Consider the following 18,870-nt stretch of genomic DNA (forward strand, 5'->3'; position numbering starts at 1 on the left):
CATGAATGTGCGCACCCCTGACCCGAATCCCGGCTGGCTCTCCGACGACGACCTGTTCGAAGCGCGGGGCAAGCTGCCGATGGTCTATGTCGAGGCCGTTCCGGTCCGGCTGGACCCCCTCGGGTTCGTGAACGAGGTCGGCACCCTGCTGCAGGCCGACGAGGACGGCACCATGGTCCGGTCCCTGGTCTCGGGCCGCATCCTGTACCGCGAGACCATCCGCGCCGCGCTGCTGCGCCACATGGAAAAGGACCTGGGCCCGCTCGCCTTCCCGCAACTGCCGGTCAGCCCGGTGCCGTTCACCGTGGCGGAGTACTTCCCGTCCCCGTCCCACACCGGCTTCACCGACGACCGCCAGCACGCCGTCGCCCTGGCCTACATCATTCCCGTCACCGGTGAATGCACGCCGCGGCAGGACGCCCTCGAGCTGACCTGGATGACGCCGCAGGAGGTCATGAGCACGGACGTGCAGCTGGAATTCAGCGGCGGCCGCGGGGCCCTGATCCGGCAGGCGCTGGCCTTCGCGGGAGTCGGCAACTAGCCGGCTCCCGTTGGGTCCCGCGCCGTCCGGGGACGCTCGGGGCCTCCCAGGCGTCCCCGATTTCACGCACCCGATTTTGTAGACTGGTGGGCGGACCGCAAGAGAACTTTAAGGACTCCCGATGACCCACCCCCCAGCCTCCCGGAACTACAGCGAACAGCAGGCTGGATCTCTCCGGGCCGGCGACCACCTGATCCTGCCCGACGGAAACCGCTCCGCCGAGATCCATCGCGTGGATGTCGAAGCCGACGATTTTGGTACTCCCGCCATGGTTTTGGCGACTCTCAGCGGCGGCGGTGTGCTGCGGATCGCAGCGGGATCCATGATCCGGGTCACCGACGACGCCGAGCCCGGCGCCCCAACCTCTTCCGACGGCGGCGCGCCCGGCGCCCCAACTCCGCCCGCCGGCGGCGCGCCCGGCGCCGGCGCCCCCGAACTTCCGGCGTCCGGCCCGTCCCCCGAACCGGACGAGGAGGTGTCCGACGCAACTGAGTCCGACAACGCTGCGGCCGCCGTCGTCGTCCCTCCCCAGCCCGTTGCCCCGCCCGCGGTGGGCGGACCCAGCGACGCGGACCTGGCGCTCATCCCGGTCCCCGACGGCACGCCCGAATCCGTCGTGGAGGCCGCGGCCGAGGCCCATCCGGGCGCAGCCGGTGTGCTCCTGCTCAGTGAACGGCTCGCCAAGGGCATCAACACCAAGTCCGGGAGCTGCCTCAAGGATCTCAGCGGCCTCGCGCACGAGCTCTTCGTCACCCTCAAAGACGCCGAAAACGCCCTGGCGGTCGCGGACCTGCTCAACGTCCTGCCGTTCGACGGCAACCCCGACCGCTGGGCCTCCGTGGAGTCATCCCTTGCGCTCTCCAGCTACATTTGCCGCCAGCAGGGGCAGGACCAGCGCGCCGGGATCTACGAGAAATTCCTCCGCGCGCCGGAGGCCATGGAAACGGACCCGTTCAAGGCCAGGATCAACGCCAAGGTGCGCCAGCGCTCCCTCAACGAGCCCAACCTGTACGACAAGGAAATCTTCCGCTCGATCGACAACGCGAACCCGGACGCGGAACGCGAATGGCGCCTGTTGCGGCTCGAGGCGCTCCTGTTCCTGCGCGCGCACGGCGGCTCCGAAACGGTCGGCACCGCCGAGCTGGAACGCCGGATCGGCAACGAGCTCGAATCAGTCCGCGCCTGAGACCCGGGTGGTCTGTCCCGTTGCGCCCTAGCGCCGGGCGCTAGCGTTGGGCCTAGCGCCGGGAGCTAGCGTTGGGGCCTACCCGTAGGGGGCCGGGAGTTGTAGATTCACCCCATGACGAACAATCTGAGCGTTGTGATTAATTCTGACGCGCAGCAAGTTTGGACCATGCTGCGCGAACCTGCCAAGATCGCCCAATGGCACGGCTGGGTAGCCGATGACCAAGAGGCCGAAATCAGCGAAATCTACTTCGGCCCCAATGTGATCGAAGGCGCAGACCACACCTCCCTGGTGGTCGACGGCGGAGACGTCTTCACGTTGAAACCTGTCCCCGCGGGCACGGAAGTCAGCGTCACCCGGGCGGCGATCGACCACAATTCCGAGTGGGCGGCCTGGGACGAGGACATCACCCAGGGCTGGTTGACCTTCCTCCACCAGTTGCGCTTCGCCCTGGAACGGCACCCGCACGGCAAGCGCCGGACCTTTTTCTTCTCCGTGCCCGGCACCGGCGGGTCCGCGATAGAAAAACTCGGGCTCAACGATGTCCCGGCGCCGGGGGATCCGTATTCGCTCACCCTGCCCACAGGCGAGGAGCTCTCCGGCAAGGTGTGGTTCCGCAGCAACCACCAGGTTGGCCTGACGGTCCACCACTACGCCGAGCACGGGGACGGCCTGCTGATCGTGGCGGATCAGCCCGCCATCGCTGATGTCCGGCCCGACGGCGGATCCCTCGCGATCGTCTCCACCTACGACCTCGGGGCCCACCAGCTGGAGGCGGTCCGCAATTACTGGGACAAGTGGCGGGCTGAGAACTACCCCACATCGGATCCCGTCCACTAAGGGAAGGGCTGCGTTAGCTGGCACACTTGAACCGTGCCAGCCAATCCTGACTTCGCGTCTTTGCCCCCCGCGCCCGCCCGGCAGTCCGAGTTCTCCTTCCGCGTGGGCAAACGCCTGCGTGAGGCGTGCCCGCCGTCGGCCGGGCAGGTTGCCGCCAATGGCGGTGAGTTCCTGGGCCGGACCGGCACCATCGCCACCCCGCATGGGGAGATCCAGACCCCGGCGTTCATCGCCGTCGGCACCAAGGCCACGGTCAAATCCGTGCTGCCGGAGTCCATTGCCGAACTCGGCGCGCAGGCCGTACTGGCCAACGCCTACCACCTGTATCTGCAGCCGGGCGCGGACATCCTGGACGAGGCCGGCGGCCTGGGCGCCTTCATGAACTGGCGCGGGCCCACGTTCACCGACTCCGGCGGCTTCCAGGTGATGAGCCTGGGCTCGGGGTTCAAGAAGGTCATCGACATGAAATCGGTGGACCATTCGGGACCCGACGACGCCGTCGCCCCCGGCAAGGAACGCCTGGCCCACGTGGACGAGGAAGGCGTGTGGTTCAAGAGCCACCTCAACGGCGACCGGCACCGCTTCAGCCCCGAGATTTCCATGAATGTCCAGCACCAGATCGGCGCGGACATCATGTTCGCGTTCGACGAGCTCACCACGCTGCAGAACTCCCGCGGCTACCAGGAGGAGTCCCTGGAACGGACCCGGCGCTGGGCCGAACGGTGCATCACCGAGCACTTCCGGCTCACGAACGAGCGCGCCGGCAAGCCCTACCAGGCCCTGTTTGGGGTGATCCAGGGTGCCCAGTACGAGGATCTGCGCCGCAAGGCCTGCCGCGACCTCGGCGCCATGAACTTCGACGGCTTCGGCATCGGCGGGGCGCTGGAGAAAGAGAACCTCGGAACGATCGTGCGCTGGTGCAACGAGGAACTGCCGGAGAACAAGCCGCGGCACCTGCTGGGCATCTCCGAACCGGACGACATCTTCACCGCCATTGAGAACGGCGCGGACACCTTCGACTGCGTCTCCCCCACGCGGGTGGCCCGCAACTCGGCGTTCTACCACCCCACCGGCCGGTACAACCTCTCCGGCGCCAAGTACAAGCGCGATTTCGGCCCGCTGCAGGAAGGCTGCGACTGCTACGCCTGCCTGAACTATTCGCGCGCCTACATCCATCACCTGTTCAAGGCCAAGGAGATGGTCTCTGCCACCCTGATCTCGATCCACAACGAGCGCTTCGTGGTGAAAATGGTCGACGACGCCCGGCTCGCCATCGAGGCCGGCAACTTCTTCGAGTTCAAGGCCGAGACCCTGCGGAGCTACTACTCCTAGGGGCGTCCCGGCGCCTGGGTGGCCCGGCGCCTGGGCGTCCCGGCGTCGCGGGGGCCGGCCCGGCGTCGTCTGGGGCGTCCCGGCGGCTGGGCGTCGATGGCTTCGCGGCGTCTGGGTGGCCCGGCGTCGAGGGCTTCGCGGCGTCTGGGTGGCCCGGCGTCGAGGGCTTCGCGGCGTCTGGGTGGCCCGGCGTCGAGGGCTTCGCGGCGTCTGCGCGTCTGGGCGTCGAAGTCGCCGGAACCGTGCCAGCTCGCCGGAAGTTTCCGGCGACCCCGCAGCTTTCCGGCGATCTCGCAGCTTTCCGGCGACCTCGCGGCCTCAGCTTGAGCTGCCGCCGCCAACGTCTCATAATCCACATAGCGACGGTGGATCCTCCCGCGCGCCTCCAGTGCAGGTGAAGCTGGTGCCATGCCGCAAAACCGCTCGCCAGAGTTGCCGCCCACGGATAACCTCTGGCGCACCGAACAACTGCTCGACCTTGGCTATGGACCCCGTGCCATCCGCTCGCTCCTGGATTCGGGCATCCTCGTCCGTCTCCGGCATGGCTGCTACATCCGCGCCAGTCTGTGGCGGGCCCAATCCCCCGCCGCCCGGAGCAGGCAGCTTATCTACGCGCATGCCCACGGAACGCGAACGACGTCGACGGGCACCTTCCTCTACAGCCACACGTCCGCGGCGCGCCTCCGCCGCCTCTACCTGTGGGATGTGGATGACGCCATCCATTTGCTCCAGAAAGTGAACCCCTCGAACGAGCGCCACGGCAGGGACGTCCGCTGCCACACGCGCCCCTTCGCCGAACACGACGTCACCGTGGTGAACGGCCTCCGGACGACTTCCCTCGAGCGCACAACGGCCGATTGCGCCATGCTGCTGCCCTACAGGCAGGCGTTGATCCTCACTGACCACGCGCTTCGCCTGGGCGCGGACCCGGCCGCCCTGCAGGCCATGGCCGATAATCTGGACGGCCGGCGGGGGATCCGGACATTCCGCCGCGTCCTCGCCTCGGCCGATCCGCGCTCCGAATCTCCCGGCGAAACCCTGACCCGCGAGCTGATCCTGCGGTGCCGGATCAGGCCTCCCGAGCCGCAGCTTGAGGTGTCAAGCCGCGCTGGGCGCCATCGCCTGGACTTTGCGTGGAAGGAGGAGAAGGTCGCCCTCGAGTTCGACGGCAAGATCAAGTACTTCGATTACAGTCCTACAGCCGAGGTGCTCTTCGAGGAACGGCGCCGGGAGAAGGCCCTGACTGAAGAGGGCTGGCGGTTCGTCCGCGTTGAGTGGAAGGACCTCTTCCGCGAGCAGGAATTCAAGAGCCGTCTGCTTAGTGCGCTGGCCGGCCGTCCGCATCCCTGAGCGTCGAGTTCGCCGGAAGCCAGCGACGTCGCCGGAAAATTACGGCGACCCCGCAGGTTTCCGGCGAATTGGTTGGCGGCCGCGGCGGCGGCGAATTGTTTGGCGGCGGCGGGCGGTGGAGTGGCCGGCGGCGGAGTGGGCGACGGCGGCCGCGGCGAGCGGCGAATTGGGTGGCGGCGGCCGGAGGCGAGGTCCTAGGCCCCGTAGCTCGGTTCGCGCTTCTTGACCCAGCCGATGGCGAGCGAGGTCAGCGGCACGAAGGCGAACTCCACGAGGGTCTTGTAGAGGAAACCCACGAGGACGTAGTTCACGAACATCCCGGCGTCGGTAATGCCGATCACGGACGCGGCGATGCTGCAGAAGATCAGCGTGTCAACGAATTCGCCGGCCACGGAGGAGCCCATGATGCGCGCCCACAGGGACCTTTCCCCGGTCCGTGCCTTCATCTTCACGAGGATCCAGGAGTTGATGGTCTGGCCGGCGAGAAAGGCCAGCAGCGATGCCAGGACAATCTGCGGGACCGGTCCCAGGGCGCCTTCCAGGGCTGCCTGCTTGGAGGCGCCGTACTCGTCGCCGAACCCCGGAAGGGCGATGATGACCCAGTAGCAGAGGGACGCGAAGACGGACAGCGCAAAGCTGGTGATTATGGCCCTGCGCGCCACCTTGAAGCCGTAGACCTCGCTGATGACATCGCCCAGGATGTAGGCCAGCGGGAAGAGGAAGAACCCGCCGTCCGTGATGACGGGGCCGATCGCCACGCCCTTGGACGCCCCGATGTTGGACAGGATCAGCACCACGGCCATGACGGCCAGCATGATGCCGAAATGCGGGGAACCGATCGAGGCGAACCTCGGCGGCGCTGACGCCGGGAAAGTCTTGGCGGAAGTCATGGGCATTCCATTCGTAGTGGTTCGCTCGGCGTCCCGTGCCCTCAAGGGGAACACGCTGGGCGGCCGGCTGTATTAGCACTGGACGGCCCCGGTGACACACGACGCCGGAACCGCCTCTATTCTCGCACCCGACAGTGCGGGCAAGGCCGCGGGCAGTAACCTCGGGTTCGCCGGAAACGCTCGAGGTCGCCGGAAATGTACGGCGATCCGGGGCGCTTCCGGCGAATTCGAAGACGGCGGGTGGCGAAGACGGGGCGGCGGGGCGGCGGGCTTCAGACGGCGAAGCCGGCGGGGCGGCCCGCCCTAGCGGCGCGGGGCGTCGATGAGGTCCTTGTCCTCGTCCTTGCCCGTGCCCGTGCCCTCGTCGTTGCCCCTGTCCGTGCCCGCGTCGACAGCAGCCGGCGTCCAGGCGTGACCCTGCTCGTCGTCCAGGTGCGTGGACTTCTTGTTCTTCAGGGCAAAGATGTAGACCAGCAGGGAGATGCCGATGGCCACGGTGACGTAGGTGAAGAACAGTTCTTCCTGGCCCGCCTTCTGCAGGGCCGCGCCGATGAGCGGGACGGTGCCGCCGAAGAGCGAGTTGGCGATCGCGTAGCCCAGGCCCACGCCGAGGGCGCGGATGGACGCGGGGAACAGCTCGGCCTTTACAAGGGCGTTGATGGAGGTGTAGCCGCCCACGATCAGCAGTCCGCCCATCATGAGCAGGAACGCGGTCATCGAATCCTTGGTTCCGGCAAGGGCGGACAGGAGCGGCCAGGTGAACAGAACGCCCGTGATGCCGAACCACAGCAGCAGCGGCTTGCGGCCCACCTTGTCCGAGATGATGCCGTAGACCGGCTGGAGCAGCATGAAGATGAACAGTGCCCAGAAGTTGATGACCGAGGTGTCGGTTTTGGCGATGCCGGAGGTATCGTTCATGAACTTCAGGATGAAGTTGGTGTAGGTGTAGAACGCCACGGTGCCGCCAAGGGTGATCCCGATGCAGATCATGAGCGGCTTCCAGTAGCCGGTGAACAGCAGCTTCATGGTGCCCGGCTGGGCGACGCCGGCCGCGGCCGGAACCTTTGCGGCCTCGAGCTGTTCGTCCGAGACGGTTTCCTCCATGGAGCGCCGCAGCCACAGGACCACCAGGGCGGCCACGCCGCCGATCGCGAACGGGATCCGCCAGCCCCACTCGGTCAGCTCGGCCTTGGGCATGGCGTTCTGAAGGACCACGAGCACCAGCAGGGCCAGCATCTGTCCGCCGATCAGCGTGACGTACTGGAAGCTGGAGAAGAAGCCGCGGCGCTTGGAGGTGGCAGCCTCGGACATGTAGGTGGCGCTGGTGCCGTACTCACCGCCCACGGAGAAGCCCTGGATCACGCGGATGAGGACCAGCAGGATGAGGGCCCACAGGCCGATCACGTCTTGGGTGGGCAGCACGGCGATGGCGAAGGAGCCGGCGGACATCATGGTCACGCTCAGCGTCAGCGCGGCCTTGCGGCCCTTGCGGTCGGCGTACCGGCCGAAGAACCAGGCACCGATCGGCCGCATCAGGAACGACGTCGAGAAGACGGCCATCGCCTCGAGACCGGCCTGGAGCTCGTCCGTCGAGTTGAAGAAGTGCGCCTGGAAGTAGGCCGCGAAGACCGTGTAGACGTAGAGGTCGTACCACTCGACAAGGTTTCCGGCCGAGCCTTTGAGGATGTTGCCGACGGCTTTCCGGGTCTGGGCCGCCTCGGACAGTTGGGTGCTCATCAATGAACCTTCCTGGATCCGGCGCCGCCAGTAAGCAACGCCGTCCGCCACCCTAGTCCGCGTGATCCAGAACACTAATGTTTTGTTCATACTGTTCATGGAATACCTGTTCATGAGCACAATGCGGGTGGTTTTGGCGGGATGGCAGGATGGGACCATGACTTCTACCGCATTCGATTCCGCTGCCCTGGCAGTTGCCGAGACCGCCTCCGACGCCGTCTCCTCCCCCGCCGTCGCGCTGACCATCGCAGGCTCCGAAGCGACCGGCGGTGCCGGCGCGCAGGCTGACCTGAAGACGTTCCAGGAACTCGGCGTCTTCGGGATCGCGAACCTGACCTGCATCGTGTCCTTCGACCCCAAGGACAACTGGAACCACCGCTTCGTCCCGGTGGACCAGCAGGTCATCGCCGACCAGCTGGAAGCGACGACGGCGGCCTACGGTGCCGCGGCCGGCGCACCGGCCGTATTGGACACCGTCAAGATCGGCATGCTGGGCAGCCCCGCGACGATTTCTACCGTGGCCGCGGCGCTGGCCGGCGGACAGTTTGCCAACGTGGTGCTGGATCCGGTGCTGATCTGCAAGGGCCAGGAGCCGGGCCACGCCCTGGACACCGACCAGGCGCTCAAGTCCCACATCCTGCCGCTGGCCACTTTCGTCACGCCGAACCACTTCGAGGCCGAGTCGCTCTCCGGGCTGGAAATCACCGACGTCGAGACCCTCAAGGCCGCCGCGGTCCGCATCCACGAGCTCAGCGGCGCCGCGGTGCTCGCCAAGGGCGGCGTGCGGCTGGAAGGCCCCGACGCCGTCGACGTCTACTACGACGGTGAAACACTGGAAGTCCTGTGCGCCCCGAAGGTGGGCGAAGAGGCCGTGTCCGGCGCCGGGTGCTCGCTGGCCGCGGCGGTGACGGCCGAGCTCGCCAAGGGTGCGACGCCGCTGGCCGCCGCCCGGACCGCGAAGGCGTTTGTGACCGCCGGCATCCGGAACCGGGTGGCCTCGGGCGCCCCGTTCGATGCCTTGTGGCAGGGTGGCCCGCGCTAACTCGTTGCAGGGGATCGTCGGAGGGAACAGCAATGGCACAGCACTTTGAGTCCGTGGAGGAGTACATCGCCTCGTTTCCTGCCGAGGAGCAGGAGATGCTGCAGGAGATCCGGCGGCGCTGCCATGCCGCGATACCTGGTTCAGGCGAGATGATCAGTTACGGCATCCCCACGATCACGCTCGGGGATAAATGCGTGGTGTATTTCGCGGGCTGGGCGCACCACATCTCCGTCTACCCCGTGCCCGACAACGACGAGTCGCTGGGCGAGGAACTCGCGCCGTACCGCGCCGCGAAGGGCACCCTGAAGTTCCCGCTGCGGAAGCCTGTCCCGTTCGAGCTGATCGGAAAAGTGGCCGCGGCCCTGGCCGGGGTAGGCCGGAGCGGGGCGCCCTAAGCCGCCGAGTTCGCCGGAGATTCTCCAGCTCGCCGGAAGTTTGCGGCGAACTGGAGAGCTTCCGGCGATTTGGATCCCGGTTGGCCACCCGTCAGCGCGGGTCCGAGACCTTCCCCATGAAGAGCGGCAGCCCAGTCTCAACGTGCACGATCTGGTAATGGAACGGCCGGTCGAAGTCGATGGTGCGCTGCGGCTGCGGGACACCGGTCACAGCCCCCTCGATTTGGGTGACGGCTGCGGCCACGGTCCCCTTTTCGGCCACGGTGATGTTGGCTGCTTGGGCCGCCTGGGTGAGGGTGAGCCTGCGCTGGATGGCGTCGAAGTCCGCGGTAGTGGTTAGGGTCTTCTGCAGCCCCAGGGCGCCGAAGACCCTGCGCAGCTCAAAACTGCAGGTGTGGTCCCAGCGGGGCAGCTGGATCTGGACGGTCTCCAGCGGTGCCGTGGCGAAAGCTTCCGCGACTTCCATAAGTTGAGCCGCGTTCAGGGCGGCGTCGGCGGGCCGGGAACCGGAAACGGCATCAGGCAGGATCAGCCGCATGACGAAGCCCTCGGCGTACGGAAGGTCGACCCCGCGCCAACCGCGGCCCTCCGCGTATTTCATGTCGAGTTCGTTATGCATGGCGGGAGCCTCAATTTCCCGGCCCTCAGCGGTGGTGAACGGCAGGTCCGAAGTGTCATTCGGGTCGAACGGCGAGCGCCAGGCAGCAGCGAAGTAGAGCGCGTTGAGGAGGCTGAACGTGGTCTCAGAATCGTACGTAGTCGGCGCAGCCTTGATCCGCCCTCCTGTGTTCTTGTCCACCCACGCATCCAGGGCCGGTTTGGTGGTGTGCTCATCCCGGAAGTCCACGGGGTACACGCCGGTGCCATAGTGCCGGGCGAGGGTTTGCAGGTACGCCTCCCCGGTAGCTACGTTCCGGTCCACAAACAGCCCGTTCGCCGCGTGCATGACTGGTTTCCGTGGCGGGTTCTTCTCGTCAACCGAACCGGGGTCGCCGTCGAACTCGTCGAGTGAGGACAGCAGCGCATTCATGGCCTCGTCACGGTGCGCCACGGGGAGTCCAAGAACGCCATCCAGCTCCGCCGCGGTATCCCCGGACGCACCGGAGCGGAGCATTGCGAGCGCGATCAGCAGGCTTCCCGGGGAGGAAACCACGTTTCCGTTGGAGCCGTCACCGCCGTCGGCCAGCAGCGCGACTCCCAACGTCAGGGCGGATGCCCGGAATGCCTGAAGTTCGGCGGCGTACACGGCGCGGTCCACCGTAACCCGCTCAACGCCGTCGGCCTTCAAGAGTCCGGGCACCGGGGGCGAACACGCCGTGAGCGCCACGATGGTCCCCGCCGCCACAATTCTCGTCATCCGGTGATTCTTCATTGCCACTCCCGTCGTCTCATTGGTGCGCAGTTCGCCGGAAAGCCCCCAGCTCGCCGGAAACTTCCGGCGAGCTGGGGAGCTTCCGGCGAACTCGGAGGGCCTCAGCGCCGCGGGATGTTGCGCAGGTTGCTGCGGGCCATGCTGACGGCCTCGCCGGCGCCCCGGTTGAGGACCACCTTGGACATGGCCGTGGCGAAGCCCAGGACCTGCGCGCCCTTGATCTTGGGCGGGAGGGAGAGCGCCTTGGGGTCCGTGATGAGCTCCACGAGCGACGGGCCGGGGTGGGCGAAGGCCTCCCGGTACGCGGCCTCGATGCGGGACGGGTCGGTGACGCGGACGGCGTGGAAGCCCAGGGCCCGGGCAACGTCCGCGTAGTTGGCGTCCGGGACGTCGACGCCGAAGTCTGGGAGCCCGTCCACCAGCATCTCGAGTTTCACCATGCCCAGCGTGGAGTTGTTGAAGACCACCACGTTCACTGGCAGCCGGTGCGCCGCGACCGTGATGAGCTCGCCCAGCAGCATGGACAGGCCGCCGTCGCCCGAGACCGAGACCACCTGCCGGCCGGGGTAGGCCAGTTGGGCGCCGATCGCGTGCGGCAGGGCGTTGGCCATGGACCCGTGCAGGTAGGAGCCGATCAGCCGGCGGGTGCCCAGCGGGTTGATGTACCGGGCGGTCCAGACGTTGCACATGCCGGTGTCCGCCGTGAAGATGGCGTCCTCGGCCGCCACCTGGTCAAGCAGCGAGGCCGCGTACTCCGGGTGGATCGGCTGTTTCTTCCCGACGTTCCGGGTGTAGGCCCCCACCGCCTTGTTCATGAGACGGTCGTGCTTCTTGAGCATCTGGTTGAGGAAGCGGCGGCTCTTCTTCGGCTGCAGCCGCGGCATCAGCGCGGCCAGGGTGGGGAGCACGTCCCCGTGAACGGCGACGTCGACGTCGGTCCGCCTCCCCAGTTTGTGCGCGGCCCGGTCCACCTGCGCCGTCCGGGTTCCGGGGAGGAACTGGTCGTACGGGAAGTCTGTGCCCAGCAGGATCAGCAGGTCCGCGTCCTGGATGCCCTCGGCCGCGGCACCGTAGCCCAGCAGGCCCGTCATGCCGATGTCGTAGGGGTTGTCGTACTGCATGAAGTCCTTGCCGCGGAGGCTGTGGCCGATCGGCGCCGCGAGCAGTTCGGCGAGGGCAATCACCTCGTCGTGTGCGCCCTGCACGCCGGCGCCGGCAAAGATCGCGACCTTCTCGGCGGCGTTGATGGCGTCGGCCAGTTCCCGCACGCTGGCGGGGTCCGGCGTCAGCGTCGCCGGCCGGAATGTCGCCGGGGCCGGCGTTTCCGCCGTCGCCTCGAGGCCGGCGATATCGCCCGGCAGGGTCACGACGGCGACGCCCCGGAGCCCGACGGCGTGCTGGATGGCGCTGTGCATGACGCGGGGTGCCTGCTCCGCGGTGCTGACCAGCTCGGAGTAGACGGAGCATTCGTTGAAGAGCCGGTCCGGATGGGTTTCCTGGAAGAAGCTGCTGCCAATCTGTTTGCTCGGGATGTGCGAGGCGATGGCCAGCACCGGTGCCCCGGAGCGGTTGGCGTCGTAGAGTCCGTTGATCAGGTGCAGGTTGCCGGGCCCGCAGGAGCCGGCGCACACAGCGAGGCGGCCGGTCAGCTGGGCTTCCGCCGCCGCGGCGAAGGCGGCCGCCTCCTCATGCCGGACATGGATCCAGTCAATGCCGCCCTGCTGCGAGCCGCCGGTCTTGCGGACGGCGTCGACGATCGGGTTGAGGCTGTCCCCCACAATCCCGTAGATCCGCTGCACGCCGGCAGCCTGGAGTTGTTCGATGAGCTGGGTGGCAAGTTCCTTGGCCATGGGTGCACGCTCCCGCGAGGTGGATCGATGAGCTGACACAGGCCAATATAGTCTCTCCTCCCGCGCGGAACCTGAGCCTTAGCTCCCCGAGTGCGCCTGCAGGAAGGTGTAGACCTCGGTCTCGTCCACGCCCGGGAAGGCGCCGGGCGGCATCGCTGCCAGCAGGTGGGAGTGGGCCCGGGCCGAGGGCCACGCGTTGCCGGCCCATTCGGCGGTCAGCGACGCCGGCGGGCGGCGGCAGCAGCTTTCGTCGGGGCAGGTGGACTTGGACCGCTCCGTGGTGTCGCGGCCGCGGAACCACTTCACCTGCGCATACGGGACACCCACGGAGAGCGAGAACTCCCCGTTCGCGGAGCGTTCCGTCCGGGCCGTGCACCAGTAGGTCCCTGCCGGGGTGTCGGTGTACTGGTTGTACGCGCTGAACTTGTCCGGGACGTCGAACACCACCCGGGAGGTCCAGTTCCGGCACGAGAACTGGCCCTCGATGGCGCCGGTGTGGTCCTGAGGGAACGTCACGCCGTCGTTCTCGTAGGCCTTGTAGATGATGCCGCTCTTGTGCGTCTTCTGGAAGTGCGTCCGGATGTCCAGGTGCTGGGTGGCGAGGTTGGTGAACCGGTGCGCGGCGGTCTCGTAGGACACGGCGAAGGCGTCCCGGATGTCCTCGACGGCGATTTCCTTCGCCTGCTTGGCCCGCTGCAGGAATTCCACGGTCGCCTGCTCGGGCAGCAGGAGCGCGGCGGCGAAGTAGTTGGTGGCCACGCGCTGCATCAGGAAGTCGCCGTAGTTCGACGGCGTCTGGTGGCCCAGGACGTAGTGGCCCAGCGCCTGCAAGAGCACCGAACGGGGGTCGTGATCGCTGCGCTGGTTCTGCGTCAGGTAAATTCTGCGGTTCTTAAGATCCGTCACGGACCGGGTGGAATGCGGTAAATCCCCTACATGGTGGAGGCTGAAACCGAGGTGCCCGGCGATGTCCGCAATGACGTGATGGGACAACGGACCGCTCGTGTGGCCCACCGAGGCCAGGACCTTCTGCGCCTCGGCCTCATACTCCGGGAAGTAGTTGTTCCGCTCCCGCATCATCGCCCGCAGTTCACCGTTAGCGCGGCGGGCCTCTTCCGGCGTCGCCACCTGCTCGTTGAGCCGGCGTTCGAGCTCGTGCTGCAGCCCCACCATGGACTCCAGTACATCCATGGGAAGCCGCGAGCTGATGCGGATTTTCGGCAGATTGAGGGACTCGTAGATGGGGCTGCGCTGGTAGCGTTCCAGTTCGATTTCCAACGCCGCGCGGCGGTTAGGCGGCTCGGCGCCGAGGAGCTCATCAATGCTGACCCCGAGGGCCGCGGCGAGCTGCTGAAGCAGGCCGAGCTTGGGCTCGCGCTTGCCGTTTTCAATCAGGCTCAGCTGGCTGGGGGCGGCCCCGACGGCTGCGCTCAGGTCATCGAGTGTGAGCCCGGCCGCCTTGCGCAAATGGCGGACGCGGCGGCCCAGGCTGATGACGTCCACCTCCGGCGCTGCGGGCGCGGAGGGAGAAAGAGCTTGGCGGTTCCAGCTGGTTGCGTGCATTTCTTGAGAATATGCGAAGAAGTGCATTTCTTTCCAGAGTTTTGATCTAGAAACCCCTCGGAAAGTGAAGAAAAGTAGATCTCACGGCAAGATTCACCATCCGGAACAACCAGCCAGGATCCGCAGAGACGCAGACTGGCCGACCCGGACCCACCAAGGAGACAAAGATGACTGCAGCATTTGAGCCCACCCAGCAGACGCCCGAGCAGCAGGCCGCCGCACTGGAGCTCGAGTGGGCCGCCAACCCCCGCTGGGAAGGTGTGACCCGTGACTACAAGGCAACGGACGTCGTCCGCCTCCGCGGCCGGGTCTCCGAAGAACACACGCTGGCCCGCCGCGGCTCCGAGAAGCTGTGGAAGCAGCTCACCGAGGAGCACACGGCAGGCAAGTACACCAACGCCCTGGGCGCCCTGACCGGCAACCAGGCCGTGCAGCAGGTCAAGGCCGGGCTCCGCGCCATCTACCTCTCCGGCTGGCAGGTCGCAGCGGACGCCAACAACTCCGGCCACACCTACCCGGACCAGTCGCTCTACCCCGCCAACTCGGTCCCCACGGTGGTCCGGCGCATCAACAACGCCCTGCTCCGCGCGGACCAGATCGAGTTCTCCGAGGGCATCCGGACGGTCGAAGACTGGATGGTCCCGATCGTGGCCGACGCCGAGGCCGGCTTCGGCGGCCCGCTCAACGCCTACGAGCTCATGAAGTCGATGATCCAGGCCGGCGCGGCGGGCGTGCACTGGGAAGACCAGCTCGCCTCGGAAAAGAAGTGCGGCCACCTCGGCGGCAAGGTCCTGATCCCCACCCAGCAGCACGTCCGGACCCTGAACGCCGCCCGCCTCGCCGCCGACGTCGCCGGCACGCCATCGGTCATCATCGCCCGCACCGACGCCGAGGCAGCCACCCTGATCACCTCCGACGTCGACGAGCGCGACCAGGAGTTCATCCTCCGCGAAGGCGGACAGCCCGTCCGGACCCCGGAGGGCTTCTACAAGGTCCGCAACGGGATCGAACCCTGCATCGCCCGCGCCAAGGCCTACGCCCCGTACTCCGACCTCATCTGGATGGAGACCGGCACCCCGGACCTGGAGCTGGCCCGAAAGTTCGCCGAGTCCGTCAAGGCCGAGTTCCCGGACCAGATGCTCGCCTACAACTGCTCGCCGTCGTTCAACTGGCGCAAGCACCTCGATGACGCCACGATCGCGAAGTTCCAGCGCGAACTCGGCGCCATGGGCTTCACCTTCCAGTTCATCACCCTGGCCGGCTTCCACGCCCTCAACTACTCGATGTTCGACCTCGCCCACGGTTACGCCCGGGAAGGCATGAGCGCGTACGTCGAGCTGCAGGAGAAGGAATTCGCCTCCGAGTCCCGCGGCTACACCGCCACCAAGCACCAGCGCGAAGTCGGCACCGGCTACTTCGACGACATCGCCACCGCGCTCAACCCGAACGCATCCACCCTGGCCCTGGTGGGATCCACCGAAGAAGGCCAGTTCCACTAATCCCCGACGGCGTCGCTTGCGTCCGGCGGCGGACCGCGCACTCCTCCGCGTGCTATTCCCCATTGCCGCCTCTGCTCCGTTTCGACTCAGCGGGGCGGCAATGGGGCCCCTTTTACGCACGCTTCCGGAGCACACGGCCCGACGCCTGGTGCGTATGTCGCCAGTCGCCGTCGAACTTCCTTCTTCTCTAAGGAGATTTGAAATGAACAGCTTCACTGACAACTTCACCATCAACGGGATCACGCTGACCGCGCAGCCGATTTGCCGGCAGAGCGAGGTCCTTACGCCGGACGCCTTGGCCTTTGTGGCCAAGCTGCACCGGGCCACGGCCGGTCGCCGGCAGGAGCTGCTGCAGGCACGGCAGGAACGCCGCCACCAGATCTCCAAAGGCCAGGACCCGCGGTTCCTGCGCGAGACCGAGGCCGTCCGCAATGACCCGAACTGGCGCGTCGCTCCCCCGGCCCCGGGCCTGGAGGACCGCCGCGTGGAGATCACCGGGCCGGTGGATAAGAAGATGACCATCAACGCGCTGAACTCCGGCGCCAAGGTGTGGCTCGCGGACATGGAGGACTCCTCCACCCCGTCCTGGCGCAACGTGATCCAGGGCCAGCTGAACCTGACGGATGCGCTGGAACGCCGGATCGACTTCACCTCACCCGAGGGCAAAGAATACAAGCTGCGCCCGGCGGGGGAGCTGCCCACGGTCGTGGTCCGGCCCCGCGGCTGGCACCTGCCGGAAAAGCACATGCTCATCGACGGCGAACCGGTCGCCGGCGGGATCGTGGACTTCGGGCTGTACTTCTTCCACAACGCCCGCCGCCTGATCGCCCAGGGCAAGGGGCCGTACTTCTACCTGCCCAAGATCGAGAGCCACCTCGAGGCCCGGCTCTGGAACGACATCTTCATCCTGGCCCAGGACCTGCTGGGCATCCCGCAGGGCACCATCCGCGCCACCGTGCTGATCGAGACCATCACCGCGGCGTTTGAGATGGAGGAGATCCTCTACGAACTGCGGGACCACGCCGCGGGCCTGAACGCCGGCCGCTGGGACTACATCTTCTCCCTGATCAAGAACTTCCGCACCCGCGGCCCCCGCTTCGTGCTGCCGGACCGCGGCCAGGTCACCATGACCCAGCCCTTCATGCGCGCCTACACCGAACAGCTCGTCCGGGCCTGCCACAAGCGCGGCGCCATGGCGATCGGCGGCATGGCCGCGGCTGTCCCCAACCGCAAGGACGCCGCCGCCAACGCGATCGCCTTCGAGAAGGTCCGCGCGGACAAGACCCGTGAGGCCGGCGACGGCTTCGACGGCTCGTGGGTGGCGCACCCGGACCTGGTGCCGGTCTGCCGCGAGGTGTTCGACGGCGTCCTCGGCGACCGTCCGAACCAGCTCGAACGCCTCCGCGAGGACGTCACCGCGGACGACCGCGCCCTGATCGACATCTCCGCGACCACCGGAACCATCACCGAACGCGGCATCCGGAACAACATCGAAGTGGGGATCCGCTACATCGAGTCGTGGCTGCGCGGCAACGGCGCGGTGGCCATCCACAACCTGATGGAGGACGCCGCCACCGCGGAAATCTCCCGCTCGCAGCTGTGGCAGTGGATCTTCTCCCGGGCCATCACTGACCACGGCGATGTGGTCACCCGGGAGTGGGTGGAGGACATGCTGGACGAGGAGTTCGCCAAGCTGGAGCGCTTCGAGGGGGACCGTTTCGCCGATGCGCGGGACATCTTCGAGGAAGTCACCCTCAGCAGCGAGTTCCCGGCGTTCCTGACGCTGCCGGCCTACGACCGCTTCCTGCATGAAGCCCGCGACGGCGCCGACCCCGGCCGCGGGAAGGCCGCCCTGATCCCGGCGTAACAAGAATTCCGTCCGCTGGGCTTGCCCGCCCTTCGCAACAGGCAGCCCGAAATCCGGGTGGCGGCCCAGCAACGGAACACCCTGCAGTTCGACAACGGCGTCGAGTTGACAGCTAAGGCCCATGTTCCGCAAACATGGGCCTTAGCTGTGGTCCCGGCGCAGGCACAGCCGGGCGCGGGCCCAGCGGGCACGCAGCCGGGCGCGAGCGGGACGAGCCTAGTGCGGCTTCGGCACGCGGCGCAGGGACAGCGCGGTGCCCAGGATGAACGCGGCCACGGAGCACAGGATCATCAGCAGCGGTCCGGTCCAGGCGCCGGTAACCCCGTGGACGTAGCCCAGCAGGGTCGGCGCGACTGCCCCGAACGAGTACCCCGTCCCCTGGACGACGGCGGACATCCGGGCCGCCGAGGCCTGGTCCCGTGCCAGCCGGATAATGGCCAGGAAGATCAGCGTGATGCCGCCGCCCTGGGCCACACCTCCGAAGGAACACCACAGCCACCACAGTTCCGGCGCGAGCAGCAGGCCCAGGGGTACCGTGAGCCACAGCAGTCCCAGGGTGAGGCCCACCGCCGTCGTGCTGGCGAAACGGGCCGCCAGCGGAACGCCCAGTCCGCCCACAATGGCCAGGATCTGGAAGAGCGAGGACCCTGCCCCGGCGGCGGCGGGCGCCATGCCGAGTTCGTCCGCCAGCAGGCTCGGCAGCCAGGCGGTCACCCCGTAGTAGGAGAACGCCTGCCCGGCGAACCCGAAGGTCAGGGCTGCCGTGATCCACCGGGACGTGAGCTTGCCTCCCGGACGGCCCGGGTGCGAGGCGGGGACGGGAGCAGGAATGAAGGCCTGCCGGCCGACGGCGATCACCCAGACGGCGCCGGCCGCCACCGCGAAGAGGCCACTCGCGGCAATCGCGGGCCGCCAGCCCAGCAGCTCAGCCAGCGGCGCCGACACCATCGAGGTCAGGAACGAGCCGATATTCAACGCCGCGGTGTACGTGCCCATCGCCGCGCCCTGCCGGGCGGGGGTGAAGTCACGCCGGATGATCAGCGGGACAACGATGTTGCCGATCGTGATGGCGACGCCGAGGATCACCGTGCCCAGCATGACCAGGGCGCCCCCGCCTGCCGAGCGGACCACGACGCCGAAGAGCACACCGAGCAGGGTGAGGGTGATGGCGAACTCGGGGCCCAGCTTGCGCCCGGCCAGCGAGGCCAGCGGCGCGGCCAGGGCAAAGCACAGGACCGGGATCCCGGTCAGGAATCCCAATTCCACCGGGGTGAAGCCGAGATCGTCCTCCAGCTGCGCGATCACCGGGGCCACGGCCACCAACGGGCCGCGCATGTTCAGCGCGATGAGCCCGATCGCGAGCATGAGGAGCCAGCCGCGCGGCGCCCGGGCCAGGTTGTTCATGG

The 18,870-nt window shown here is 67.5% G+C and carries 16 protein-coding genes; 9 read left to right on the plus strand and 7 right to left on the minus strand.

Annotated features, from left to right (window positions below; all coding sequences use genetic code 11):
• Position 1: 1 nt before the first annotated feature.
• The 4 genes from BLQ10_RS12380 to tgt all read left to right on the plus strand — a co-directional run bounded on the left by BLQ10_RS12380 (position 2) and on the right by tgt (position 3,899).
• The gene (locus tag BLQ10_RS12380; protein ID WP_091562374.1) at positions 2-541 is read left to right on the plus strand and encodes an NUDIX hydrolase family protein; all 540 of its coding nucleotides are present in this window, start codon (positions 2-4) and stop codon (positions 539-541) included.
• A 121-nt stretch (positions 542-662) separates the two neighbouring features.
• Complete coding sequence (locus BLQ10_RS12385; RefSeq protein WP_091562377.1) at positions 663-1,727, plus strand: DUF6707 family protein; 1,065 nt, start codon at positions 663-665, stop codon at positions 1,725-1,727.
• A 114-nt stretch (positions 1,728-1,841) separates the two neighbouring features.
• The gene (locus BLQ10_RS12390) at positions 1,842-2,567 is read left to right on the plus strand and encodes an SRPBCC family protein (RefSeq protein ID WP_091562378.1); all 726 of its coding nucleotides are present in this window, start codon (positions 1,842-1,844) and stop codon (positions 2,565-2,567) included.
• A gap of 33 nt (positions 2,568-2,600) precedes the next feature.
• Entirely contained in the window at positions 2,601-3,899 is a 1,299-nt protein-coding gene (gene tgt / locus BLQ10_RS12395; RefSeq protein ID WP_091562381.1) for a tRNA guanosine(34) transglycosylase Tgt, read from the plus strand.
• On the opposite strand, the gene BLQ10_RS22055 is transcribed toward tgt, so the two are convergent.
• Positions 3,896-4,255, minus strand: a complete 360-nt coding sequence (locus BLQ10_RS22055; protein WP_139164225.1) for a hypothetical protein — start codon at positions 4,253-4,255, stop codon at positions 3,896-3,898. The two genes, tgt and BLQ10_RS22055, sit on opposite strands and share 4 nt — an antisense overlap.
• Before the next feature lie 52 nt (positions 4,256-4,307).
• Between BLQ10_RS22055 and BLQ10_RS12400 the strand changes: the two genes are divergently transcribed.
• Complete coding sequence (locus BLQ10_RS12400; RefSeq protein WP_091562384.1) at positions 4,308-5,249, plus strand: type IV toxin-antitoxin system AbiEi family antitoxin domain-containing protein; 942 nt, start codon at positions 4,308-4,310, stop codon at positions 5,247-5,249.
• Positions 5,250-5,443: 194 nt separating this feature from the next.
• Here the strand turns inward: BLQ10_RS12400 and BLQ10_RS12405 are convergent, their stop codons facing one another.
• Complete coding sequence (locus BLQ10_RS12405; protein WP_091562386.1) at positions 5,444-6,139, minus strand: queuosine precursor transporter; 696 nt, start codon at positions 6,137-6,139, stop codon at positions 5,444-5,446.
• 303 nt (positions 6,140-6,442) lie between these two features.
• Complete coding sequence (locus tag BLQ10_RS12410; protein ID WP_091562388.1) at positions 6,443-7,876, minus strand: MFS transporter; 1,434 nt, start codon at positions 7,874-7,876, stop codon at positions 6,443-6,445.
• A 157-nt stretch (positions 7,877-8,033) separates the two neighbouring features.
• On the opposite strand from BLQ10_RS12410, the gene BLQ10_RS12415 reads away from it, so the two are divergent.
• The gene (locus BLQ10_RS12415; protein WP_254785538.1) at positions 8,034-8,918 is read left to right on the plus strand and encodes a hydroxymethylpyrimidine/phosphomethylpyrimidine kinase; all 885 of its coding nucleotides are present in this window, start codon (positions 8,034-8,036) and stop codon (positions 8,916-8,918) included.
• Positions 8,919-8,950: 32 nt separating this feature from the next.
• Positions 8,951-9,313, plus strand: a complete 363-nt coding sequence (locus BLQ10_RS12420; RefSeq protein ID WP_091562391.1) for an iron chaperone — start codon at positions 8,951-8,953, stop codon at positions 9,311-9,313.
• Between the two features lie 91 nt (positions 9,314-9,404).
• Here BLQ10_RS12420 and BLQ10_RS12425 read toward each other — a convergent pair whose 3' ends face one another.
• The 3 genes from BLQ10_RS12425 to BLQ10_RS12435 all read right to left on the minus strand — a co-directional run bounded on the left by BLQ10_RS12425 (position 9,405) and on the right by BLQ10_RS12435 (position 14,125).
• Positions 9,405-10,670 carry a serpin family protein gene (locus tag BLQ10_RS12425; protein ID WP_091562394.1) on the minus strand — a complete coding sequence of 422 codons (1,266 nt, stop codon included), beginning with the start codon at positions 10,668-10,670 and terminating at the stop codon, positions 9,405-9,407.
• Positions 10,671-10,786: 116 nt separating this feature from the next.
• On the minus strand, positions 10,787-12,535 hold the full coding sequence (locus tag BLQ10_RS12430) for a pyruvate dehydrogenase (protein WP_091562396.1): 1,749 nt from the start codon (positions 12,533-12,535) through the stop codon (positions 10,787-10,789).
• A gap of 78 nt (positions 12,536-12,613) precedes the next feature.
• The gene (locus tag BLQ10_RS12435; protein ID WP_091562398.1) at positions 12,614-14,125 is read right to left on the minus strand and encodes a helix-turn-helix transcriptional regulator; all 1,512 of its coding nucleotides are present in this window, start codon (positions 14,123-14,125) and stop codon (positions 12,614-12,616) included.
• A gap of 140 nt (positions 14,126-14,265) precedes the next feature.
• Between BLQ10_RS12435 and aceA the strand changes: the two genes are divergently transcribed.
• Together aceA and aceB are read left to right on the plus strand one after the other, a co-directional pair.
• Positions 14,266-15,597 carry an isocitrate lyase gene (gene aceA, locus BLQ10_RS12440; protein ID WP_091562401.1) on the plus strand — a complete coding sequence of 444 codons (1,332 nt, stop codon included), beginning with the start codon at positions 14,266-14,268 and terminating at the stop codon, positions 15,595-15,597.
• A gap of 202 nt (positions 15,598-15,799) precedes the next feature.
• Positions 15,800-17,464, plus strand: coding sequence for a malate synthase A (gene aceB, locus BLQ10_RS12445; protein ID WP_091562403.1), 1,665 nt, complete (start codon positions 15,800-15,802; stop codon positions 17,462-17,464).
• Between the two features lie 216 nt (positions 17,465-17,680).
• On the opposite strand, the gene BLQ10_RS12450 is transcribed toward aceB, so the two are convergent.
• A complete protein-coding gene (locus BLQ10_RS12450) occupies positions 17,681-18,868 on the minus strand; it encodes an MFS transporter (RefSeq protein ID WP_091562406.1) in 1,188 nt (395 codons plus the stop codon).
• Between the last annotated feature and the right edge of the window lie 2 nt (positions 18,869-18,870).

It is taken from the genome of Arthrobacter sp. ok362 (assembly GCF_900102785.1).
In the GTDB taxonomy this organism is placed as follows: domain Bacteria; phylum Actinomycetota; class Actinomycetes; order Actinomycetales; family Micrococcaceae; genus Arthrobacter.